Raw genomic sequence first — 21,916 nt, 5'->3', positions numbered from 1 at the left:
ACATTTGAGGTTCCCTGGAGGTCGTGAACGGGTGATTATTCATCGCTTACGTTTCATCAATCTCACCTCCTTTCCTTTATGATTTGAAAAGTGTTTATCCCTCTTTCCGCACCATATAAGGACAGCTAGGTGTGATTTAATGACCTCTTTTGAAAAATTTTTTAAATTTTTTCGGGTATGAAAAAAGCCCGCACAAAACATATAGTCTGTACGAGCCTTTAAAGCTAAAACATAGTAATATTGTATCATTAAGAATCACAAATCACAAGTGATTTGTGATTAATCACTTGTGATTTGTGATAAGTGATTTGTGATTAATATATAAAAGCCCTCTTTAAAGGGCTTTTATGTTTATTTTGAAAAAGAGATAAAATCAATATATCCCTTTTCCCCAATTTTTACAACGGCATTGTAGGGCTTTTTCTCTTTGTTTTTGATTCCTTTTACCAGGGTTTCTTTTCCCTCCAGTAATTCTTTTACATTCGTTTTGGTTAGTTTTTTCTTTCTAAAATGTTCAGCTAAAGTAAACTTACATTCAGGATAATTTGAACAACCATAAAACGATTTTTTTAATACAATATTGTTGCCACACTTAGGACATTTTCCTACAAGGGGTCCCGAGCGCTTAGTGGGAATTTGTACCCCTTATCGATACAAATTCCCCGTAGGCGCTAGGGACCTCTTTAGCTTCTTGGAAGCTGTCAGTAGTATATCTAATAATTTATCTCCATTCCCTTTAGTAACGTGTAACTTTCCAAATTTAAAAAAGCGACTCATAGAATTATTTCCTCCCGTTTAATAATAGATAACTATTAAAAATAGACAATACTTGCTCATAAGTAATGGTACTTAAATTGTTTACTTTGGCGTGTTTCATTGCTTGATGAAACTGATTTTTAGTAAACAGTTGACGATATTCTCGATTGACCCATTTTGAAACAAAGTACGTATATAGCTTCCAATATTTATCTGGAACATCTGTGGTATGGCGGGTAAGTTTTATTAAGACACTGTTTACTTTTGGTTTAGGATGAAAGCATTCCGCTGGCAGCTTAAGCAATTGCTGAATCGAGACTTGAGTGTGCAAGAGCAACCCTAGTGTTCGGTGAATATCCAAGGTACGCTTGTAGAATCCTTCTTCAACAATCAGATAGATGTCAGACGCACGGCTTTCAAAAACCACTTTTTTAATAATTTGTGTGCTTAAATGGTAAGGAATATTCCCAACAATTTTATACCTCTGTTTGTTAGGGAATTGAAACTGTAGAATATCTTGGTGAATTAAAGTGACACGAGTATTCAGTTTTAATTTTTCTGACGATAAGTTGAATAGATGACTGTCTAATTCAATAGACGTTACCTGTTTACTTATTTTAGCCAGTTTCGTCGTTAAATGCCCTTTACCTGTTCCAATTTCGTAAACGGTATCGGTTTCTTTTAAATTCAATTGTTTTATTATTTGGTTGAGTACTTTTTCACTCGTTAAAAAGTTTTGAGAATATTTTATATTTTTGTTCATGTAATCACTCCTGAAGTGATTACATCTGTAAATAAATACAGAAGTTAAACGATTTGTTTGTAATTTTAGTTATCTGTTTAAAAAGTCATAAGATTAGTCACTGGTAGGAATTAATCTAACGTATTTATTTATCTGCGTAATCACTGTTTTTAGTCTGTTTCAAAACAGTAGATGTTTTATCTACATTACGCATTTGGAATACCAACATGACGAATCCCTCCTTCTTAATTACAAATTTTTAGCATCTAATTTAACTTCAATTCCTATTATACAAAATTTTAAGATAACAGTCAAGAACATATCTGCACAAGTTGTAGATATACCATAAATGCTGATAATCAACATGATTACGCTTACCATCAAATAAGTAAGTGTTTCTTGCTTATTAAAATTATCCATAGTACAACGTGAATTCCAGAGAAAAAGAGAAATCGCACCAAGAATAATACTTAAAACAAAAATGACATTTCTTTTTTTACTGTCACGGAACATTTTCTTTTCATTTTGTTTGTCAAAATAAAGAAAATCACGTATCGTCATTTTACTTATTCTTCTTAATAGATTAAGCAAAACCAAAACATAAATAGTTAAAAAATAAATTATCAATAGTCCAATAGAAACGAAATTCAAAGAAATAAAGAGAGTTTTTGGAATACCCAGTAAGTTTACAATTACTAACGACACAAACTGGCTGAATAAAAAGCCAATAGGAATAGCTAATACAAATGCTAAAATTCCCAACAGTATATTTTCAATTACAACTAAGTGGGCAATTTCTTTTTTCTTAATGCCAAGAAGCATATATGTTCCTAATTCTTTACTTCTTTTTTCAAACATAAATTTCGTTGTATAGTTGATCAAAAAGCATATCACAAAAATAATAAGAATATTTACAGCGAACAATGAATTCTTAAATGCATCCATACTGGAACATAACTTTACAATTTCATCAGAATTTGCCACCAAATTAAAAGCAAATATAAGAGAAAAGGATGCAGTAACGGTTATCAGATAAATCAAATAATCTTTAATATTTCTTTTTGTATTTCTATACGCTAACTTACCTAACATTTCCCACTTCACCTCCGAGCAAGGTTAATATATCCAGTATTTCATTGAAGAAATCTTTTCTGCTTTTTTCCCCTCTGAAAATTTCATTGAATATTTTACCGTCTTTCAAGAACAAAATACGTTCACAGAAAGACGCACTAAACGGGTCATGTGTTACCATTAAAATAGTAGCCTGCATTTTCTTGTTGATTTCAGACATTGTTTCCAGTAATAATCTGGAAGCTTTTGAGTCCAAAGCTCCCGTCGGTTCATCAGCTAAAATCAGTTTCGGTTCATTGATTAAGGCTCTAGCACAAGCACAACGCTGTTTTTGTCCGCCAGAAACTTCATAAGGAAATTTCGATAAAATATCACGAATACCCAATTTATCGGCGATAGCATGAACTCTTTTCTCAATATCAGTAGGGTTCTGTTTGTTGATAACCAATGATAAAGAAATGTTTTCTCCAATCGTTAAAGTATCTAAAAGGTTGAAATCTTGAAAAATGAACCCTAAATTTTCACGTCTGAAATCAGCAAAATCTTTATCCTTGATTTTGGTAATATCTTGATTATTGACTGTAATGTGTCCGCTGGTTACAGTATCAATCGTAGAGATACAGTTTAATAGGGTAGTCTTTCCAGAACCACTAGCTCCCATGATTGCGACAAATTCGCCCTTATCTACATACATAGAAATACCGTCTACTGCCTTTGTGATATTTCCAGAGTTACCCCCGTAGTATTTTTTTACTTGCTCTAAATTTAAAATGTGTTCCATTAAAAATCGCTCCTTTCTTCCTGCCACATTTATTTGTTTTGGAATACAATTAAATTATAGCAAGGGCAGTATTCAATTACACTTACAGTTTTGAAAGTAAACAGAGAGTAAAAGAGCCGTGATAATGCAGATCACAATTTTGTGAAGCATTTCCACGACCCTTTTATTATAATTTTGCCTTTGTCTTTTTCGTAATGATATAAATATATTCTTCTGGTGTAGGGCGTTTATTCCCAAAATACTTTTTGAAATTTGCCTGCACCTCTGGGTCGGTGCTATTCATAGCTTCATCAATCGTAGCTTCAATATCCGCCCGAACATCAGCCAATGATACACCGCCAGCTTTTGCACCAGCTTTCAATGCCTTTTTTATATCTCTTTTGTTCAGTCCTATCATATTCATACCTCAATTCTACTTTTTAAAGCTAATAAGTTTTCCATTGTATTTTACAATGATGAATATGATATAAAACACTCCTACAACAATCAAAATAAGACCTATGTAATAGCCTAATTCAGAATGAGAGATTAAATTGATAATCGGCATAACAAGAATACCAATACTAACCAGTAAAGTGCCTATTCCTATTTTTTTTGTAAACACCTTTTTATCTTTAGGGTCAAGTTGTGTATAATGATAACCATGTAATAAAGTAATATTCTCTTTTATACCTATTTGATAAGATGTAAAAAGTAAAAACAATCCTATAACTATTTCAACAATCAATTCCTCTAATTCCATAATCGTTCTCTCCTTTAATCAAAATAAAATAATTCTTCAAATTTTTTATCTAAAGCTATACAAAGCACTAATGCCAATTTTGCTGTTGGATTAAATTGTCCAGTTTCAATAGAACTAACTGTATTCCGAGAAACCCCGACTAGTTCAGCTAATTCTGTTTGTGATAATTTTTTTTCTTTTCGTACAGTTTTTAATCTGTTTCGCAAAATTAAATGTTCGTCCATTCTATAAACCTACCATTAAAAATTTATAAAAGTAATACCCCATAAATAGAAAAAAGAATAAAGCAATAACAAATTTGGATTTATTTTTTGAAATATGTGCTTCATAACCCATAGAGCCAAATGCCACAGACCCAATAATTGTCATTATGTCATAGTAAGGTTCTTTACAAACTGCTTTAATGAAAAGAATTAAAATGCAGATAAATAAAACAAACATTAAGCCAAAAGATTTCCCTTGAAGTTTAATATGTTTTTCGTATTCATCAAGATATAGATTCTCTTTTTTGTTTTGTGATAGTATTTTTTCTTTATCCATTATATAACGCTCCCTTCAAATAATACCAAGTACACTTGTCATTTATATTATAGCATTCGGTCATTACAAGTCAATATTTTTGCACAGTTTTCTTGTCGTTTTGTAAAAGCGTGCAAATCTGATAGGAAATGCACGCTATATCATTTATCCTACAATCTTCCAGTTACTATCCTTATGTAGCACAAGCTCATACTGCGATACCTGCGTCGCTTTTGTCTGATTATCAATGAATTTTACCGCAACCTTGACTTTCACATTGTCGCCGTCCTTTATAAAGATAGGGTTTACCAGTTCAGAATAAAGGTAGTCCCTGCCGATAGGTTCAATCACATTTCCCAATACATAGTAAGCAAGCTCTTTTTCCGTCGCTGTTGGGTACAGCTTAAAGAATGTTTCCAGAAAAGCGGTAGCGTCATTTACCGTATCAGCGTCCACGCTTGCGTCTGCTTCTGGTGTCTTAGGCTCATAGTCTGATTTTTCAACTGCTGGTGCAAGGGTAGGGTTTTGAACGATTACCATATCCCCGTCTGCGTCCACATAGACTTTTACAGTATAGGTTGCTTTCACATTGCTTGTCTGTTCTCCCTCTTTTATCTGCTGATCTACTTCGTAGGTAGCAGAAAAAGTGTCCGCTCCCGATTGCTCGATATGCCATACAATCACATCTGTAACCGTGGAGCTGGTCGGTATATCGGTTCTAATGGTGTCTACATTTAAGTCCTGCAATTCCTTTGTCAGATAACCGCTGATTGCCTGCGTCCTTGCTTCGATAGCTTCTTTGCTGTTATCCCATGTGTAATAGGACTTCGCAAAGTTTTTCACGAAATTTTCTATCCCGTTGGTGTCCTGCAAGCAAAGTTCAATGATTTCTTTTTCATGGGTGGTGTGCTGGTCGATAGCCGTAAAATTCTTATACACCCCAAAGCTCACGCTTGCGACAAGCACCACCCACAACGCAATCACGGTTTTCTTATGTGTGCCTACCTTGACAGTACGCACCTTTTTTTCTTTTGGTTCTTTGATAGTTTCTGTCTGTTTCTTATTCTTCTTAAACATATTTTTCAAGTCCTTTCTATTGTTTTACTCGTCCTGCACCGATTAAGTGCTGTTGCCAGTAACTACTACTTAGGTCTGCATATCCTATCGGGTCGCCTGCGTGGTACATCTGTGTCGGCGAAACAAGAATACCGACGTGTGTTACATACGAACCAGCGTTATAGGTGGAATGGAAAAACACCAAATCGCCTGCTTTTGCCTGCGAGAGTGGCAGATGTTGGGTTGCGTCATACTGTGCTTGTGCTGTTCTCGGTAAGGAGATACCAGCTTTTCCATAGCACCATTGCGTCAATCCCGAACAATCAAAGGAAGTATTCGGGTTACTGCCACCATACACATACTTCCAGCCTTGATATTTCAACGCTTCATTCATTACCTTTTGTGCCAGTTCTCCCGATACCTGCGGAACTGCTAAATACTGATTGACTACTTCCACATAGAACATATTTCCATAGCCATACCGCCAGCCCCCATTCTTAGCAACGGCTATCGGGTTGGTGTAGGTTACTTTCTTTCCACCCGATTTCTCACGGGCGAAGCTCTCTGCAAGATTAAAAGTGTGTTTTTTTCCTTTTCCTGCCACATATCCCACATAGCCACCGCCATAGTTATAAGACTGTATCGCTACATTCAAGTCGTCGATACCTTGATTTTTGCAGGAAGAAAGCAGGGACGCAAAATACTTACACCCCTGCTTGATTGAGCTTTCCGTATCTAAGGAATTAGGCGGTAAACCAAGACTTTCCGAACTCTGCATAACATCTTCTGCCGTACCGCCACTTTCTACTTGAATGATAGCAAGTAACACATTGACATACTCGGAGATACCGTTTTCTCTGGCGTATTTTTCTACCATAGGCTGATGTTTCAAGACTTCTGCGGATAGGTTCATACCCGTAATGCCAGAAGAAAAATTGCTGTTCTCGTCGTCGCTGTCCGCACTAATGAGGACGCCAAAGAAAAGCACCAGAGAAAAGAGGATAGGAAACAGACTGCCAATGATAGCGATATGTTTCAGTTTCATTTTTTCTTCTGTCCTTTCTTCGTTACAAGGTTACGGGTTTTCTCTATGGTCTGCTGGTTCTTCTGGACGCTCTGGGTCTGCTGAACCTTTATCCTGCGGTCTTTGGTGTCATTCTGGCGTGTTTCCTGCGATACCACTTTTTCTACATTCTGCCTATGTACTGTCTGTGTAGGCTGGGGTGCTTTCTTATCAGAAGCACCAGAAGATAACGGACGCTCTTTGATAACATTTGTCTTGACTGGCTCACTTGCTTTCGGAGTTGGAGCTGTGGCTGGGCGTTTGACTTCCTGCATTTTTTCAACACTCGGCTTTGGAATGGTTGAAGCTGTGACTGGTCGCTCATGGGGACGGGTAGCTCCCGTTGTCGCTGATCCGTCAGCCTTTCGCTGTACCTGCCTTGCTTCTTGTGCCTTTTGAAGCTCCATACGTTTGTCAGCGATATTTTTCTTACGCTGTTCCTGCTTTTCCAAGCGTCCCGTCTGTCTGGACTGCTGTTCCTGCACCATGCCACGCTTGAAGTCGGACACGCTGGACTTTGCCTTTTCCTTTGCGGAATACACCGCATAAGCGGTCTGTGTCGGCATATCCTTGATATTCTCTTTGACAGCGTTTGCCTTGTCTTTCACTTTATTTTTCGTATCTAAAACAGCACCGACTTTTGAACCTGCACGCTGTCCCATGCTGGAAGTGGTATTGCCCCGATTTTCTTTAGAAGCCGTATTTTTTCTTTCGGCTCTCTTGCCAGCAACGGCACTTCCAGCCACCGCACCAGCTACACCGCCCGAAATACCGCCAGCACTTACCGCCCTTGCAATACGGTGTTCCATACGCCTAGCCCGATGTCGCATAAACAGATACGGTCTGCGGAATATGCGTCGTCCCATGCTTTGACTGTCGCCAGCATTAAGTGAGAACATACTCATTAAGTCGCCCAGCTTCATGTAGATACCAGCGAAACATACTATCTGCAAGAACGCCACCATAAAGAATGGGTAGTCTGTGGAAATGTTGTAAAACATACTGGAAATACTAAATGCCACCGTTACAATGAGCGTTATTCCTGCCCGTGTCATTATGGTATTAAATACTCTCACGATTGCCTGCTTTGCCATGCTTTCATAGCTCGGTATCATGGAAAGTAAAAAACTGATAGGTAAAAACATTGCAAAGATAATAAAAAGTATCTGGCTGAACAACATCATGCCCGTAAGCAAGAATACAAATATCGTGATACCCAAGTTAAAGAACAAGAGGAAGAACACCATACCCAAACGGTTCACGACCTGCGGTATTGTCAGATTGTTATTGTCGTTGTCCTCGATTTCTGTTTTCACGACTTCCTCTCTGGTTTTCCCGTCCTCGTCCTCTGGACTTGCCGATACGAGAGCTTCTACACGGTCTGTCCCGATTTCTTCTGCGTTGCTGTTCCCGAATTGAAGCAAGAGCCACGGCTGTTCCACTTGAATAGAAAATAGGCTGTCCCGTATCAAGTCCACGCTGTCCTTACCCTCGCTGTCGGAGTTAGGGAGCATGATTTTTGTTCCCAAATCCAAAGAAGCGGTACTGATGTCTGATGAAAATTCATTTATCTTCTTGATATAGTCGGGAGCATAAGCAATAAATGAAGCGGACAGCACGAACACCACCACAAAGTTGATAACAGCGTGAAGTGCTTTGCTGGTTTCCCGTTTTATCAGTCCCGTATAAGCAACGTACATTCCCACCACTAAGATAATGAGAAGCAGGAAACCAACATAGAAGCCCGTAGAAGAAAAGCCGTTCTCGGTAACGCCTGCAAGGGTCTGTATGCTCTTTCCGATACTGTCTGCCATATCATTGATGAAGTCCAGCTTATAGGCTTCCTGCACCACATAGCCCGTTGCATTACTCAAATACAAACTGATAGTCCAGACAAAGTTGGTAATGCAGTACAGCCCGTATTGTACCGATTTTCCGATACCGTCGAGCCAGTTCCACGGAAGCCACGACCAGCTATTATCGACGAAAAAATCAAGCTGGTAGTTGGAAAGGGGATATTTTGAATAAAGATTTTCTGCGTTTATGGTATCGTCTACAAGCCCCGTCGCATGAGCCACCGTCCCCAAAAGTGAAAGCAGGATAAGGGAGAGTGCCACCACGAACAGAGCCATTTTGAGAAAGTGGAAAATCTTCTTTTTTGTGAACACACCTTTTATCCTTTCTTTCATCACTCCACCTCATTTCTCTGTACGGGCGGTCTGGTATCAAAGGCGTGTAGCAGTTCTTCAAAGACTGGGTGTATCTGCACCACACCGACACGCCCGTATAAGTCCTGCAATAAGCATTGTCCGTTCTCCAAATCACGCAAGCGTTTCTGGTTGTTCTCATCGTCCTTGTCGATACCGAAAAACTCTAAGGTCTGCTTTATCTCGTTTATATCCGTGCTTCTAAATGCAAACTTTAAGCCGATATTGTTTTTCAGACTTTCCTTTGACACGTCATAGGCAGACTGGGTAACGAAATAAACGCCTGCCTGCATAGCTCGCCCAGCACGAACCAGCTTATTTGATAAGGTTTCTCCTTGTGCCACATTTAAGAACGCCCACGCTTCGTCTAAATCGACAATCTTAAAAATGCTTCTGTCCGAATGGATAAAATCAAGGGCAAAGGTACTAATCACAATCAGCATAGACACAGACAACAATTCAATGGTCGTGTATTCTTCAAAAGTGGTATCTTTATCTGGCAGTACAAGGTCGGCTACTTGAATGATATTGAGCTGATTATCCAGACTGATAGCATTTTCTACCGTACCGTCTGAAAACAGCAGGTGTGCAAAGTCGTAGTCCGTGAAGCTGTCGATATGGTCTGCGATATTTCTTGATATGGGCGTATCTTCACGGCGTAGCTCGTCTATCACATGGAGCAAGCCCCGACTGTCGCTCTGGGTAACGGAGCGTACTGCCTTACGAAGTACGGGGAATTTTTCGCCGTCCCTTGAAGAAATACCCGTAAGGAATGTTAAGATGTCGATTGCCAGACTTTCAGCGTCTTTTACATTCTTCATAATCACAAACGGGTCAAGAAGCCCTGCATTGTCCTTATCGCTGGTAAGATTTACGATATTGATTTCATGTGCAATCTCTGGGAGCGTTTCTTTCCAGTTACCACGCTCACTTTTAGGGTCTAACAGAAGTGCTTGACCGCCAAACAGCACCGCATAATATACCAGAAGATTGTTACAGAACGATTTCCCACCGCCAAGCGAACCGACAAAAGCAGACGCTAAAGCGTTGGTAACTGTACCTTTTACACCTTGACTGGCAAGGGACGGTTGCAGGTACACATTTCTTCCCGTATCAACAGAATAGCCCATATAGATACCCGTAGTTTCTCCTAACTGCTGTGTCGCACCAAAGCCAAGCCCAGCTAAAAAATCTGATTTTACATACTGCACATAGTCATTGATATATCGCTTGCTGGCTGGTAAAAATTCAGAATGAAGCCCCAGCATATCCCCAGCAGGACGCACCAGCTTTACATTGAGGTCGTCGTAAAAGTCCTTGACTTCATCACAACGGCGTTTCAGCTCGTCAAGATCGGGTGCAGACACCCGTATGACGTAGCTTAACTTATACATACTTTCTTTTGTCTGGTCTAAATCAGTTTCCAGCTCGTCCACGCTGTCTAAAGCGTCCACCACATTTGAGCTGGTTTCACTTCCTGCTTGATAGGCGTGATTATCAAGGTCTTTCAGTTCCTTTTTCTTGTTGCGGACGGTCGTTAATGCTTTCCGATTTTCCACGATTTCTACATTCATGCTCGTATCAACGGGGAATGTGAATTGCTGTTGCTGGAAATAGAAGATTTCAGACGACGGAAAATCAAGCTCTCCTACAATCGCATTGACGGTAAAATAGGACACATAGCTTTCCTTGTCCTCATGTTCCAATCGTAAATACCGCTGGCTTTCCTCAATCACACACCTTGTCGGACGGATAAGGTCGTAGTATTTTATCAGCGTCTCTTTGTTCAATTTTTTCTTTGGTAGCTGGTACTCATAATCTTCATAAGCGATACCGTCCCTGCCGTAAAGATGTTCCATGAGATACCCAAAATCATGGATTTCCAAGCGACGCACCTTAAAGCGACGGGAGATTTTATTTTCCAGTAACTTTTCCATTTTTATGTAACGGTTGATTTCATCATTCGGCATGGAAACAAAATCATTCATCAGCGTGTGGTTCACTTCATGGAGAAATTCTGTGAACGTCAGCCACACCGATTTTTTGATGTTCTTCAGATTGAGCTGTTCTTCCGTAACCATGAGCTTAAAGCCAAGAAAAAAGCGGTAGTCCACTTGATTGTCCCCAATCATAGATACTAACGCTTCGGTCTGTTCGTCTATCTTCTGGCAGGCAACTTCCTTTAATTTTCCAGTTACCAGCTTCTTTGACTGTTCCTGCATACTGCGGATTGAGCTTTCTGTGGCAATCTGCAACGCATGAATTTTACCCTCACGGGACTGTGCGATAAGCTGTCGGAAACTGTCATGCACGATAAATTTCTGCTCTGCGGATAGAAAAGAATAGTTGTATGGTATCAGCTCATAGTAGGCGAACACCTCATTGTCCTTGTTCCAGACAAGGTTATTGTCAATATATTTTATCGGGAACATAGTTCACACTCCTTACTGCCGTGATTGTTTCATTCAATATCTGCTTATGCAGTTTTACGGCTTTTCCTGCATAAGTGATTTTTGGTCGCAGGGCATAGGTTATCTGTGATTTCAAAAAGCTGTACGGCTTCTTTCCGTCAAAGGTTTTCTGCGACATGAACCAAGTGAGAGCAACGGGAATACCAAAGTATTTGAGAAATGCTCCCTCAATCATGGAAAGTGGGGGAATATCCCCAAACAGAATGATGATAAATTCCGTAATCACAAACCATGTAATCTGTGTAAAAGTAACGGGAAAGGGTAAGTTAAAGTCATTGATTGCATACAAGACTTTTTCCACGTTCCAGATACCCGTGTAGCTTTTAATCTTTTTCAAGTTCTTTCAGCTCCTTTCAAAATAGAAAAGGACAGCCATTTTCAGACTGTCCCTTAAAGAGAAATACGCTGTCAGTAGCAACAATGCTTGTCGCTGATCTTCCAGCGTTAATATGGTATCTCGCACATACCTCGGCTTGTTTCAATAAAGCAACCGCCCATATCCAAATCTCGCCCGTAGGCTTCATAGTCAATGTAATTCTGTAAGCTGGGTGGAATGTCCCCAAGTGCCTGCAATTCGTCTATGTAGTAGTAGGCAACATCTGTCATGGTTTCACAGTCGGGATAATAGTAAATATCGTCCTTATGTTCCACGACTTCTTCCAGCGTCCCATAGTGGCTGATAAATTCGTCCAGACACTCTACAATATAGTCGGGAAGTTCCTCTATCATTTCATACATCTCATTGAGTTCTTCAATGGAAACATACTCGCCAATCGCAATGGGAAAGTTGTCGGTATCATGGATAGCGTATTCCTCATACTGTTCATTCAAGCCGATTTTTTCTTTCACATCTTCCTCGTCAATGGGGAACGTGAACCAAGCACCGACTAAATAGCCCTCATTGTATTTGCCAAGATTAGCAATATAAACCGCCATATCATCAATCATAAGCACCACCTCATTTCCTACTCTGGCAGTTCAAAGATACCGTGTTCTGTTACTAAAAATTTCCCGTGTTCCTGCAAGTGAGAAGCGTAGGCTTCAAAGTCAAAGTAGTATTCTTGACAGTCCTCGGATAAATGCTTGAACATCGGGTCGTTCATCAGCTTTTGCCTTGCAACATCTATCATGCTTTTACAGTCGGGATAAACAATAATCACGTTCCTGCAAATATAAAGTGCTTCTAAATTTTCAAACACCGTAAGTAGTGATACATATTCTTCCTGCATATCACTTGAAAGCTGGCGGTACATAAAATCTAATTCGTTGAGCTGGTACACGCTGGTGTGTTCGTGGACTTCATCAGCATAAGGCAACACCTTTTCGATAATACGATAATCCCCACTTTCTGCACCGATACCTAACTTTTCTTCAAACTCGGCAACATCTATCGGCAGGTCGAACCAGTATGATATTGTTTCTTCGCCAGTTGTTCCTCTCGTTTCCACCAGCACCCTTGTTTCCTGCATTGTTCCTCACGTCCTTTCTGTTGCTTCATCACATCTTTTAAGCTCTGGTACGACATACCAAACACATACTTTGAAAAATCTTCTAACTGTTTTATATCATAATTCGTAAGCGGTAATCGCTTCATTTCATGCCACACTTTACGCTTGTAAGAGGGCAGGTTAGAAATATAATCACAGCCGACGTTTGCCTGCATATCCTTAAAAATATCGCTCATTTCATCACTCCAATCTGATTTTAGGTAAGAAAAAAGCAGTCAATCCTAAGACTAACTGCTTTATGTATATGGATATAATTTGATTAAGTTTTAAAACCAGTTTGTTTTTTCATCTCTAAATTGAGGGTTATCGCTGTGTTGATATGGATTATAGTTATTCAGATTGCAACCATATTCTTTTAATGATTTGATTTTGTTATCTTCTGTCCATTCAATTAAGGAAATACCGTCAAATTCTTCAACGCTTCCCGTATTCATTTCATTTTTAAAATACCATTCTACGACAGTTTGATTTTCTTTATGAAAGAACTGTTTAATATCCCAAATAATGACTTTACCACGAGTATTCCATTCATTAAACCAATGTTTTACTGTTTTAAGATTTTCATATTTAGGACACCAGCTTTCCGTATAAACAACATCTTCTGTAAAAATTTTATCTATTCCTAAGTCTTGCTGTTTCAACCACATATCAAACCATAAACGAATAATTTTTTCTCTCTCATTCAAAATAGAACACCTCGATTACTTCTTTTTTCACATTATAGCACCCATACATCAGCCCCACAATAAAATTTTATGCACCGATAATCTTATTGAACAGCTCTAACAGTACATCTTTCACACCGCCAGCATTGAATACCAAGCCGACAGCAATCAAGGCAACTACCAAGAAACCGATAAGTTTTGAAAACTCACGCTTGAACCCTAAGTAGATACCGATAACCACAATCGACATAAGCACTAAGCTCTGTGCGTTGCTTAAAAACCATTGATACAAATTTTGCCCGAAATTCATGTTATTTGTCCTCGCTTTCTTTTAATTTCTTCATTTCATAGTCAGCTCCTTTGCCAACACTTAAAATACACATCAAGGCTACGCCGATACCCGTTCCAACAGATACCAGCAGGAAGTCTTTCAATAATTCCCACATTTTTTCATCACTCCTAACTTTCTACTAAATCTTTTGCAGGGGTCGTCTGCTGTTTGATTATCATTTCATGCTTTTCTGTGAGCTTTGCCTGCTGTTCGATAGTTTTCATGTAGTCTGTTCCGTTTCCCTTATCAATCCTTTTCAGCATTTTCAAGGTCGGTGCTACCTGCCGTTGTACCCACCGCAATGTACGGTCTAAGGTGTAAGGCTCTGGCTTTGTCGTCAGCTTCAAGCTCTGTCTGTTATCGCCGATAAACCACGCCCAGCGGTCATTGAGTTTCCAGTCATTTTTTCGCTTGTCTGCTTCTTCATCAACAAACCGCACATACTGGTTGATGATAGAAAAGGCAGTCTGCTCTGCGTCATAATAGGTCAGCAAATCTCGTACTGCATAATAGGCACGTTCATTTCTAAGCCGTATCTCAAAACGGTTGATAATGTCGGCTTCTTCCAGCGGTGTCCCTAACTTGACGTACTGCTCATAGTCCTTTTCATAGATACAGAAATACACATCTGATTTTAGCGAACCAAGATAAAGGGTGCGTCCCATATATTCTCTGTCGTCCTCTCTATGCTTGATAAGCTCGCCCGACTGATAAAACTTATAACTTCTGGACTTTCCGATATATTCCCGTTTCCTGCATTTTTCCGCAAGCTCTGGAATATCCAAAATACCCGTATGGTCGTTGATAGCAAGGTCGATACGCTTCATCACGCCACCGTCTATGAGTGCGTCCATGAGAAAGTCATACCAACTTCTTTGTTGTGCCAGCAGGTAACTTTCAAACTGTCGGCAACCACGCCCCTTTAACTCTAAAAGGACACCTTTTTCTTCGTCAGCCGACGTATAGATAAAGATGTCCCCTAAAGAATAATGCTCCGTATAACTGTAATGTCCGTAATCTTCATGGAGCATATAATTGATATTCAGTTTTAATATATCTTTGATGATGTGCTGTATATCCAGCGTGGGAAAACGAATTTTCACATAATCAAACAGCATGGTAAGCGGTACTTCTGGATTGAACCTTGCCAGTTCCTTATGCAGAGTTTCCAGAAGTTCCTTTGACGGCTTCATTTTTCCACTTTCTATCTTGTTGAAATATTCCCTTGTGATACCAGAAGCCACCGCCAGCCTGCCTTGTGAGATACCGTAAGCAATCCGTTTCTCCCGTAATTCTTTTATCCGTTGTTCTTCATTCAGAACCATACCCCCAATCTGTAAAGTGTGAAGTTTTTTAAGGCGACTTCACAGCCGATTTTTGCTAGAAAACCATGCCAGAAGCCTTATGTTTCCTATGTTTTTTGTCTATTGTCTATTTGCAAACGTACCCCTCTGTTAGATACCGAGGGGTTTTACCTGCTGGCGTGGCTGACGCCACACCAGCAACGGCTAGTCCGTGCCGTCGCCTTTCGCTTCGCACGTCGCCGTCCCGTCCTGCCTTGCTTGTGCAAGAGAGCTGATAGTCTGTAAAAAATCATGTCCTTTTGGGACTAAAGGCGTGTAAAACTCACTTATGACGCTTGTTCCCACATCACAATAGCCACGCCCCTTGATACGCTTCTGGAAAAACTGCTTTTTCACATCTGAACCAAACAGCATACCGTAACCTAATTCGCTGATACGCCCAAGTCCCACACGGAAATTGAAGTTATCTCTGATACCATCTGAAAAATACTTTGCGTCTGGACGCTGGCAGGCAACAATAAGGAAATAACCTGCTTGTCGCCCTAACATAACGATTTTCTTTAACTGGCTAAGTAAGCTCACGCTTTCTTTTGTCCCCAACATTTCAAAAAACGCTACATATTCATCAAAGATAAGAAAGCAGGGTGGAAGTCCCAGATAGGCGTAGTTTTCGCCCGTCTTATAGTTCGGGTGTTGCTTCATTTCCTCACTTCGCCGTACCATGCCCTCATAAAAGGCATTGACGCAATCAATCATTTCTTCTTTGGTGTGATAGACATTAGGCATGACTGTTCCCAAGTCTGCAAGGTCGCTGTTCTTTGGGTCTAAGATATAAAGGACAGCGTTGGTATGCAGTAAGGCTTCAATGAGCGTCAGCAGAAAATAAGTTTTACCGCCACCAGTCCCACCAGCAATCAAAGCGTGAGGGAGTGCGTCATATTCCCACACAAGATTTTTCATCAGCCTAAGACAGCCGTTTTCTGCCCATACTTCATCAATGGTAATGCGGTTTGCTATCATGTCATAAAGCAGGGTGTATTCAATATAGCCGTCATGTAAGGTCTTGTCGGTCAGCTCGCAATACAAGCCACTTTCCAATTTATCCTCTAACCGTAAAAGCTGGTCTTGATATTTTCCTAACGTGATTTCACAGCGGATATGGAGCAATCCCTTTTCCATTTGATAATAAATCTTTGGAAACCAGACGATTTTTTCCCTTGATCTGCTTTGCAGGTCAGTAAAAAAACCGCTGTCTTGTACGGTATCGGCTTCATACCACTTATTTTCCAGTATCATTCGTGCCAGCTTTTGACGGTGCAATAGCTTCTTGAAACTGTCGTAACAGAAGCGGTAATACAGAAAAGCGACCAATGCACAAACACCAGTCGCTATCAGCACAGTTATGAAGTTGTAAGGGGAAAGCGTCAAGCCGTTTTCTAACAAGCTGAAATGTTCCCAGTCGGTACGCATGAGCTGTTTGATGTTCAGTAGCAGAAGAACCGCCATGAATACAAACAGAAGCGTCCCTATGGAAAAGTGGTAGACAAGGTGCTTGTCGCTGGCTCTGATACGGTGTCCTTTGTTCCAAATCATACGCATAAATCAATCCTTTCTAGGTATGAAAAAAGCAGTCAATCCTAAGACTAACTGCTTAATCAACAATAAAGTGTAAATTTTATTGTTTCTTTTCTTCTTTTTTATCTTTTTTATTTTTTCTATCCCACCAAGTACCTGCTAATGAACAACTTCCGCCCATAACTATAAAGCCAATCATAATAAGCCAAAATTCCATGATTTCTCCTCCCTTTTAATTTGTTAAATGCTGGCAAATAAAAATTACAACAAAACATATAATAAGTGCGATTACACCTGCAATGAATGCAAATATGATTTTTTGATAATTTCTTTTTCCTATTTCTTGTTGTGTTTCATCATGCGTTAATTGCTTTCCGTCAATAAATGCCAAAATTTCTTTATAGGTTTGAATGTCATGGCTCTTTTTGAATTTTTCAATCTTACTTGCCGTATAGAGCGTTATTGCAAACAAGCATAACCAAATAATAATTCCTATATTTCCCTTAATACTAAATAAAGGATAGGCACTTATGGCTACGACTATCAATTCAATTAGGAAAACTACACTTATCACATTAAACTTTTTAATAGTTGCTTTTTCTACAATCTCCCTCATCTCCTTTATATCTTCTTTTATAAAATTATCTAAAGACACATTGAAGATATTAGATAAAGTAATTAAACTTTTAACATCTGGACAACTTTTATTTGTTTCCCAGTTAGAAATTGTTTGTCTTGAAACAAATATTTTAAGAGCCAGTTCTTCTTGAGAAATTTTTTGTTGTTCCCTAAATTTTTTGATTTGTAATCCAATATCCATCTTGAATCTTCTCCTTTATTGTATATGAATATAGCTATTTTGTCTGTCAAAAGCCTTTGACATTGCCATTTTCCCTTGTCAAAATAGTTTTACATGGCTTAAAACAGAACTTTTCAACTAATTATATCGGTTCTATATATAAGTTACAAGAAAAATATGGGCTCACATTTATTTTTTCATCTGTCCTTGCGGTACATGGTTCTGTGGATTGCCTGCGTTCTGATTGCCTTTATTCTTCAACACAATATCCTCTGCCTTTACATACCAGTCCACATCTGCACCCGTATAGGTTTTTCGTGATACCGTATCGGCTACTGGATTGACAAGCTCCACAACTGCATTGTACGGAAATTCCCTTACTGGTACTTCTGGCGGTACAGACACGGGGATAATTCCACCATGCAGACTGCACTTCAAATCATAGATACGCTTTTTAAGCTGGGTACTCGGTGTCCCGTCCTCATTCTGCAAGAATACATCACGCACTGCTGTAAATTTTAATTCTCCAAATGTTTTCTCTTTGTCAATAACAAAACCGTTTGATAATCTCATAATATTTTCACTCCTTTACTTTTCTTCAACTGCTACAATATCATCAGCAAGTAACACATAATCGGTATGTCCCATATCCCCAATTGCGTAACCTCTGCCGTATAATTTCGGATTGACAAGTTTTACTTTCTGTTCATACTTGAAATGCTTTTCGCCAGCCTGCACGGGAATTTCCACGACAACATTTTCGCCTTTCTGCACATCAGAATAAAGGTTGTAGCTTCGTCTGGCTAAGACCCTGCGGTTATTTTTATCTCTTTCAAAGATAGGCTCGCTTTCGCCTGCAAATTCAAGTGTTCCAAAAGACTGTGCCATATCTGGCACGACATATTTCATTTCCATATTGTTTTACCTCGTTTCTTTCTATATTTGATAAGTTTTTGATAGTGATTTCTTATTCTGGCGGTTAGGGAAGTACCAGCAAGTCCCCAGATAGTAAAGGGTAAAATAAATGCTTACGCACCCTTGACTATCCGTGTTCTTGCAGGTAAGTAGCAGACAAGCCAGAATAAGCGGAAGTCTGCCGACACGGTATCGGCGGAGAACGTGATTTTTCTTTTCTCATATCGTTACCGCCTTATGATTTCTTCATTTTACGGCGTTTGCAGAAGAAGATACCTGCCAGTCCAGCACCAGAAGTTAGTAATAATGCAAGCAGTCCGTAAAGGTTCGTGTTATCGCCCGTTTTTGGACTGTCTGTTTTATGCGGTGTATCTGGTGTCTGTGGTGTTTTGGGTTTCTCTGGTTCTTCTGGGACTTCGGGTTTTTCCTTAAAGGTAATCGTCTGTCCCTCGTTGTCAATGTCTTTATGCTCGGTAACTTTCTTCGGCTCGTCTGGATTGCTTAAATCGTACAATTCTTCAAAAGTTACAAGCTGTTTGCCGTCAAGAGAAGTAGCGTCAAAGGTAAAGGCAACTTCCGCTTTCATAGTTTCGCTGTCTGCGGTAAAGGTGTAATCACTTTCCACACGTTTTCCATTGATAAGAAGCTCTGCATTTTCTTCTTTCAACATCTGCCAGCCTACAAGTTTGTACTGTGTGCCGACTTCTAAGCCCTCTAAGGTTATGGTATCAATGATTGTTACCTCTTTTCCAGCTTCAAGCTCTTTGTTGCCGTCCTTATCGGTAGCAGTCGTATGAATTTTGATGATACGCTCTGTGATAAGTACCGTCTGTCCGTCGTCCTCAATGTCTTTATGTTCCGCAACTTTTACGGGTTCTTCTGGATTGCTCAAATCGTATAATTCCTCGAATGTTACCAGATTTTTACCGCCAAGCTCGGACGCATTGAATGTATAAGTAATTTCCACTTTCATAGCTTCATCATCAGCGATAAAGGTATAGTCATTTTCTACACGCTTTCCATTGATAAGAAGCTCGGTGTTTTCTTCCTTTAACATCTGCCAGCCTTTGAGCTGATATTTTGTGCCTTTTGTAAGTCCGTCTAATTTGACGGTATCAACGATTGTTACCTCTTTTCCTGCAAGGATTGTCTTTTCGCCGTCCTTACTGGTCGCTGTGGTATGGATAGAGATTTCTTTTTCGTATTCATCAGTCAAAGTACCTAAATCAATCACAAGGTTATTTCTTGATACCACGATTTCAAAAGGTGGGATAAGCTCAAAGCCTTTGTTACTATCGCAACGCATTTCTTCAATGATGTAGGTATCATAAGGCAACGCCCCTTTGCTGTCGTCTGGTTTAGAAGTTCCAAACCATACACCGTCCTCGCTGGTCTTTCCTGCGTTGGTATTATGCTTATGAGAAGCCCAGTCAGAAGAAGTGGAGAATTGCCCGTTATCATCAGTTACCACAACATGACTTTCGCCCGTTGTCTTGCTTGTGATCCTAAAGGGAACATCAGCAAGACGCTTGTGTGTGCCTGCTCCGATTTTTACGCCCTCAATATCTCCACGCTTAATCTGATTGTAGATAGAATGGGCTTCGTCGGTTAAATCAACGATTTTTCCATTCTCTGTGATTGCAAAATCAATCGGTTTTGCACCGTCTGTCAAATATCCGTTTGGAGCTTCACTCTCAACGATACGGAATTTTCCATAAGGTAAAAGGTCAGCAGACGTAGAAGCGACACCCTCAATGTCTGTATGGATTGTCTTTACCACTTCATTTTTCTTGTATAGCTTGCCCTCAACCAGTACCGCATTATCATTTAAGGAAATGATGTCAAAGGCAGTATCTTTCAAAGTGGCACTTCCTTGTGGTTTTGTATCGCCCGTTTCTAAATCTCGTTTCTGAATTTTCACACCGCCACGGATAACCTTGTCTGATACAGAAAACTGGTTACTTCCAGTCAATACGGCAAGGTCGCCGTCCTCGGTAATCTGTGTTACATATAAGCCCTTAATCTGTTCGGACTTATCGCCAGCCTGCATATATGCACCGTCCAGCAAGTAACCGTTTGGAGCTTTTGTTTCTTCTACGGTTAGTGTTCCAAGTGGAAGAACGGCTTTGCCGTCCTGCATATAGAAACTGTCGCCAGATACCTTGTATGCGTCCGCTAATTTTGTAACATAGTGGATTGTACCGTCGCTGTCTGTTTCGGCGATTGTCTTTGTAACCCATGTTCTTGTAGCTTCGGCAGGGAGATTGTCTTTATTGTAGAAGCCAGTATAATACTTCCATGTAAATTCCGCACCTGCTAAAGAAGCGTTCCCCTGCGGATTGTCTTTCTGTGTTTCCATATCAATCTTGAAGAGTTCAATCAAAGTGTCTGTTACCTTTGGTGTATCTGATACGTTCAAGGTCGCTGTCTTTCCAGCTTCAACCTTTAAGGAATATATATTTGTATCAACCTTATATCCTGCTGGTGCGGATAATTCCTTGATATAGACTGTGTCAGCCGTTACCTCTACGACATCTGTATTTCCGTTTTCATCAGTCGTAAGGGTGGCAAGCTGTTTCGTGCAGTCCTTATCAGCAAAGACACCGTATGTCGCACCAGCGATAGAGTAATTCCCGTTACCGTCTGTAATGCTGGTATTACTGGAAGTCTTTTGAAGTTTCGCATTTCCAACATTGAGTTTCGCCCAGAATTGTCCCAATTCCTGCCCCTCGCCAGAGTAGATATAACCGCCACATTCATAGCGTCCTTTATTCTCTTTGACAAAGGCTTTTGCACCAGCGAAAACTTCGTCCTGCGTTGCCTTTGGAATTTCATCATAAGAAGCTCGCACGTTATCGCATTGCCAGCCAAGATGTACGCTTAATCTCTGCCAGACAACAAGCTGTCTTAAAAGGTAGGCGTGGTTTTTGCTTATTCCGTTGTGGCTGTCTGTGTACTGTTTTACATATTCGATAGATAAGGCAACGTCGCTTATCTGGTCGGCACTCATACGGGTGCTTGCGTCAGCTCTGGTCTTGTAGCCATTCTTAAAGTCTGTGTTAATGTCGATACAGTAAGCGTCCTCGCCCTCAACGGTCAAATGTCCCTCATTAAAGGTAGAACCAATCGAACCGTCATTCATTACTTTTTCAACGATACCGACACGCTCTTTTGACTCCGTCCAGTATTGCTTACTTTCTGCATGAACGGGTGTAGTCGGCAAAGCAGTAACGACAGTTGCAAGAGCTAAGAAGCCCGTACACAATCGTTTTAACATCTTTTTCATAAATCTAATGCTCCTTTCATTTTTGGTAATAAAATAACCGTCCATAATGAACGGCTGAAAATAGAAAAGGAACGTCATTTTAGGCGTTCCATAGTCTATGAGTTATTCAATTTTTCTTGTTTCAA

26 protein-coding genes are annotated in these 21,916 nt (G+C 39.9%); all 26 read right to left on the bottom strand.

Going from position 1 to position 21,916, the window contains the following annotated elements; translation table 11 throughout:
- Window positions 1-351: 351 nt before the first annotated feature.
- Window positions 352-636 (bottom strand): topoisomerase C-terminal repeat-containing protein, encoded by a 285-nt coding sequence (locus DW769_RS14395; protein ID WP_002326770.1) that lies wholly within the window; start codon window positions 634-636, stop codon window positions 352-354.
- Window positions 637-781: 145 nt separating this feature from the next.
- Window positions 782-1,519, bottom strand: a complete 738-nt coding sequence (erm(B), locus tag DW769_RS14385) for a 23S rRNA (adenine(2058)-N(6))-methyltransferase Erm(B) (RefSeq protein WP_117780832.1) — start codon at window positions 1,517-1,519, stop codon at window positions 782-784.
- 124 nt (window positions 1,520-1,643) lie between these two features.
- Window positions 1,644-1,727, bottom strand: coding sequence for a 23S rRNA methyltransferase attenuation leader peptide (locus DW769_RS14380; RefSeq protein WP_001814874.1), 84 nt, complete (start codon window positions 1,725-1,727; stop codon window positions 1,644-1,646).
- 20 nt (window positions 1,728-1,747) lie between these two features.
- Window positions 1,748-2,590 (bottom strand): FtsX-like permease family protein, encoded by an 843-nt coding sequence (locus tag DW769_RS14375; protein ID WP_003060411.1) that lies wholly within the window; start codon window positions 2,588-2,590, stop codon window positions 1,748-1,750.
- Window positions 2,580-3,350 carry an ABC transporter ATP-binding protein gene (locus tag DW769_RS14370; protein WP_003061398.1) on the bottom strand — a complete coding sequence of 257 codons (771 nt, stop codon included), beginning with the start codon at window positions 3,348-3,350 and terminating at the stop codon, window positions 2,580-2,582. The genes DW769_RS14375 and DW769_RS14370 overlap by 11 nt, the downstream gene beginning before the upstream one ends.
- Window positions 3,351-3,516: 166 nt before the next feature.
- Window positions 3,517-3,747 (bottom strand): hypothetical protein, encoded by a 231-nt coding sequence (locus tag DW769_RS14360; protein ID WP_003060191.1) that lies wholly within the window; start codon window positions 3,745-3,747, stop codon window positions 3,517-3,519.
- Between the two features lie 15 nt (window positions 3,748-3,762).
- Window positions 3,763-4,092: a DUF3784 domain-containing protein gene (locus DW769_RS14355; protein ID WP_003061243.1), complete on the bottom strand. Its 330-nt coding sequence runs from the start codon at window positions 4,090-4,092 to the stop codon at window positions 3,763-3,765.
- Window positions 4,093-4,106: 14 nt separating this feature from the next.
- Window positions 4,107-4,316, bottom strand: coding sequence for a helix-turn-helix transcriptional regulator (locus tag DW769_RS14350; protein ID WP_007286202.1), 210 nt, complete (start codon window positions 4,314-4,316; stop codon window positions 4,107-4,109).
- A 1-nt stretch (window position 4,317) separates the two neighbouring features.
- Window positions 4,318-4,632 carry a DUF6442 family protein gene (locus DW769_RS14345; protein ID WP_003061887.1) on the bottom strand — a complete coding sequence of 105 codons (315 nt, stop codon included), beginning with the start codon at window positions 4,630-4,632 and terminating at the stop codon, window positions 4,318-4,320.
- Between the two features lie 144 nt (window positions 4,633-4,776).
- On the bottom strand, window positions 4,777-5,688 hold the full coding sequence (locus tag DW769_RS14340; RefSeq protein ID WP_003062215.1) for a conjugal transfer protein: 912 nt from the start codon (window positions 5,686-5,688) through the stop codon (window positions 4,777-4,779).
- A gap of 16 nt (window positions 5,689-5,704) precedes the next feature.
- Complete coding sequence (locus DW769_RS14335; protein WP_003059774.1) at window positions 5,705-6,712, bottom strand: bifunctional lytic transglycosylase/C40 family peptidase; 1,008 nt, start codon at window positions 6,710-6,712, stop codon at window positions 5,705-5,707.
- Window positions 6,709-8,919 (bottom strand): CD3337/EF1877 family mobilome membrane protein, encoded by a 2,211-nt coding sequence (locus DW769_RS14330; RefSeq protein WP_003060083.1) that lies wholly within the window; start codon window positions 8,917-8,919, stop codon window positions 6,709-6,711. The genes DW769_RS14335 and DW769_RS14330 overlap by 4 nt, the downstream gene beginning before the upstream one ends.
- Window positions 8,919-11,369, bottom strand: a complete 2,451-nt coding sequence (locus DW769_RS14325) for an ATP-binding protein (protein WP_003060327.1) — start codon at window positions 11,367-11,369, stop codon at window positions 8,919-8,921. The genes DW769_RS14330 and DW769_RS14325 overlap by 1 nt, the downstream gene beginning before the upstream one ends.
- Window positions 11,347-11,745: a conjugal transfer protein gene (locus tag DW769_RS14320; RefSeq protein ID WP_003061368.1), complete on the bottom strand. Its 399-nt coding sequence runs from the start codon at window positions 11,743-11,745 to the stop codon at window positions 11,347-11,349. The genes DW769_RS14325 and DW769_RS14320 overlap by 23 nt, the downstream gene beginning before the upstream one ends.
- Window positions 11,746-11,852: 107 nt before the next feature.
- Window positions 11,853-12,356 carry an antirestriction protein ArdA gene (locus DW769_RS14315; protein WP_002323345.1) on the bottom strand — a complete coding sequence of 168 codons (504 nt, stop codon included), beginning with the start codon at window positions 12,354-12,356 and terminating at the stop codon, window positions 11,853-11,855.
- 17 nt (window positions 12,357-12,373) lie between these two features.
- Window positions 12,374-12,877 carry an antirestriction protein ArdA gene (locus tag DW769_RS14310; RefSeq protein WP_003062492.1) on the bottom strand — a complete coding sequence of 168 codons (504 nt, stop codon included), beginning with the start codon at window positions 12,875-12,877 and terminating at the stop codon, window positions 12,374-12,376.
- Window positions 12,796-13,092: a hypothetical protein gene (locus DW769_RS14305; RefSeq protein WP_008687105.1), complete on the bottom strand. Its 297-nt coding sequence runs from the start codon at window positions 13,090-13,092 to the stop codon at window positions 12,796-12,798. The genes DW769_RS14310 and DW769_RS14305 overlap by 82 nt, the downstream gene beginning before the upstream one ends.
- A 90-nt stretch (window positions 13,093-13,182) precedes the next feature.
- Window positions 13,183-13,602, bottom strand: coding sequence for a nuclear transport factor 2 family protein (locus tag DW769_RS14300; protein ID WP_003060053.1), 420 nt, complete (start codon window positions 13,600-13,602; stop codon window positions 13,183-13,185).
- A 67-nt stretch (window positions 13,603-13,669) separates the two neighbouring features.
- The gene (locus DW769_RS14295; RefSeq protein ID WP_003060793.1) at window positions 13,670-13,891 is read right to left on the bottom strand and encodes a hypothetical protein; all 222 of its coding nucleotides are present in this window, start codon (window positions 13,889-13,891) and stop codon (window positions 13,670-13,672) included.
- A gap of 1 nt (window position 13,892) precedes the next feature.
- On the bottom strand, window positions 13,893-14,027 hold the full coding sequence (locus DW769_RS14290; RefSeq protein ID WP_003061156.1) for a DUF3789 domain-containing protein: 135 nt from the start codon (window positions 14,025-14,027) through the stop codon (window positions 13,893-13,895).
- A 13-nt stretch (window positions 14,028-14,040) separates the two neighbouring features.
- Entirely contained in the window at window positions 14,041-15,237 is a 1,197-nt protein-coding gene (gene mobT / locus DW769_RS14285) for a MobT family relaxase (RefSeq protein ID WP_003062030.1), read from the bottom strand.
- 183 nt (window positions 15,238-15,420) lie between these two features.
- Window positions 15,421-16,815, bottom strand: coding sequence for an FtsK/SpoIIIE domain-containing protein (locus tag DW769_RS14275; protein WP_003062524.1), 1,395 nt, complete (start codon window positions 16,813-16,815; stop codon window positions 15,421-15,423).
- Window positions 16,816-17,023: 208 nt separating this feature from the next.
- A complete protein-coding gene (locus tag DW769_RS14270) occupies window positions 17,024-17,611 on the bottom strand; it encodes a helix-turn-helix domain-containing protein (protein ID WP_003061262.1) in 588 nt (195 codons plus the stop codon).
- Between the two features lie 168 nt (window positions 17,612-17,779).
- Window positions 17,780-18,163: a YdcP family protein gene (locus tag DW769_RS14265; RefSeq protein WP_003062614.1), complete on the bottom strand. Its 384-nt coding sequence runs from the start codon at window positions 18,161-18,163 to the stop codon at window positions 17,780-17,782.
- A 15-nt stretch (window positions 18,164-18,178) separates the two neighbouring features.
- Window positions 18,179-18,505 (bottom strand): YdcP family protein, encoded by a 327-nt coding sequence (locus DW769_RS14260; protein ID WP_003059926.1) that lies wholly within the window; start codon window positions 18,503-18,505, stop codon window positions 18,179-18,181.
- Window positions 18,506-18,740: 235 nt separating this feature from the next.
- Window positions 18,741-21,791, bottom strand: a complete 3,051-nt coding sequence (locus DW769_RS14250; protein WP_003060618.1) for an SrtB-anchored collagen-binding adhesin — start codon at window positions 21,789-21,791, stop codon at window positions 18,741-18,743.
- Window positions 21,792-21,916 lie beyond the last annotated feature (125 nt).

This window comes from Blautia sp. AM29-29, assembly GCF_003480555.1.
In the GTDB taxonomy this organism is placed as follows: domain Bacteria; phylum Bacillota; class Clostridia; order Lachnospirales; family Lachnospiraceae; genus Fusicatenibacter; species Fusicatenibacter saccharivorans.
This window is presented reverse-complemented; position numbering and strand designations above follow the sequence as displayed.

Coding starts and splice junctions, on each gene's coding strand:
- DW769_RS14380 (WP_001814874.1), bottom strand. CDS start 1,727: ATGTTGGTATTCCAAATGCGTAATGTAGATAAAACATCTACTGTTTTG.
- DW769_RS14375 (WP_003060411.1), bottom strand. CDS start 2,590: ATGTTAGGTAAGTTAGCGTATAGAAATACAAAAAGAAATATTAAAGAT.
- DW769_RS14370 (WP_003061398.1), bottom strand. CDS start 3,350: ATGGAACACATTTTAAATTTAGAGCAAGTAAAAAAATACTACGGGGGT.
- DW769_RS14360 (WP_003060191.1), bottom strand. CDS start 3,747: ATGATAGGACTGAACAAAAGAGATATAAAAAAGGCATTGAAAGCTGGT.
- DW769_RS14355 (WP_003061243.1), bottom strand. CDS start 4,092: ATGGAATTAGAGGAATTGATTGTTGAAATAGTTATAGGATTGTTTTTA.
- DW769_RS14350 (WP_007286202.1), bottom strand. CDS start 4,316: ATGGACGAACATTTAATTTTGCGAAACAGATTAAAAACTGTACGAAAA.
- DW769_RS14345 (WP_003061887.1), bottom strand. CDS start 4,632: ATGGATAAAGAAAAAATACTATCACAAAACAAAAAAGAGAATCTATAT.
- DW769_RS14340 (WP_003062215.1), bottom strand. CDS start 5,688: ATGTTTAAGAAGAATAAGAAACAGACAGAAACTATCAAAGAACCAAAA.
- DW769_RS14335 (WP_003059774.1), bottom strand. CDS start 6,712: ATGAAACTGAAACATATCGCTATCATTGGCAGTCTGTTTCCTATCCTC.
- DW769_RS14330 (WP_003060083.1), bottom strand. CDS start 8,919: ATGAAAGAAAGGATAAAAGGTGTGTTCACAAAAAAGAAGATTTTCCAC.
- DW769_RS14325 (WP_003060327.1), bottom strand. CDS start 11,369: ATGTTCCCGATAAAATATATTGACAATAACCTTGTCTGGAACAAGGAC.
- DW769_RS14315 (WP_002323345.1), bottom strand. CDS start 12,356: ATGATTGATGATATGGCGGTTTATATTGCTAATCTTGGCAAATACAAT.
- DW769_RS14310 (WP_003062492.1), bottom strand. CDS start 12,877: ATGCAGGAAACAAGGGTGCTGGTGGAAACGAGAGGAACAACTGGCGAA.
- DW769_RS14305 (WP_008687105.1), bottom strand. CDS start 13,092: ATGAGCGATATTTTTAAGGATATGCAGGCAAACGTCGGCTGTGATTAT.
- DW769_RS14295 (WP_003060793.1), bottom strand. CDS start 13,891: ATGAATTTCGGGCAAAATTTGTATCAATGGTTTTTAAGCAACGCACAG.
- DW769_RS14290 (WP_003061156.1), bottom strand. CDS start 14,027: ATGTGGGAATTATTGAAAGACTTCCTGCTGGTATCTGTTGGAACGGGT.
- mobT (WP_003062030.1), bottom strand. CDS start 15,237: ATGGTTCTGAATGAAGAACAACGGATAAAAGAATTACGGGAGAAACGG.
- DW769_RS14275 (WP_003062524.1), bottom strand. CDS start 16,815: ATGCGTATGATTTGGAACAAAGGACACCGTATCAGAGCCAGCGACAAG.
- DW769_RS14270 (WP_003061262.1), bottom strand. CDS start 17,611: ATGGATATTGGATTACAAATCAAAAAATTTAGGGAACAACAAAAAATT.
- DW769_RS14265 (WP_003062614.1), bottom strand. CDS start 18,163: ATGAGATTATCAAACGGTTTTGTTATTGACAAAGAGAAAACATTTGGA.
- DW769_RS14260 (WP_003059926.1), bottom strand. CDS start 18,505: ATGGAAATGAAATATGTCGTGCCAGATATGGCACAGTCTTTTGGAACA.
- DW769_RS14250 (WP_003060618.1), bottom strand. CDS start 21,791: ATGAAAAAGATGTTAAAACGATTGTGTACGGGCTTCTTAGCTCTTGCA.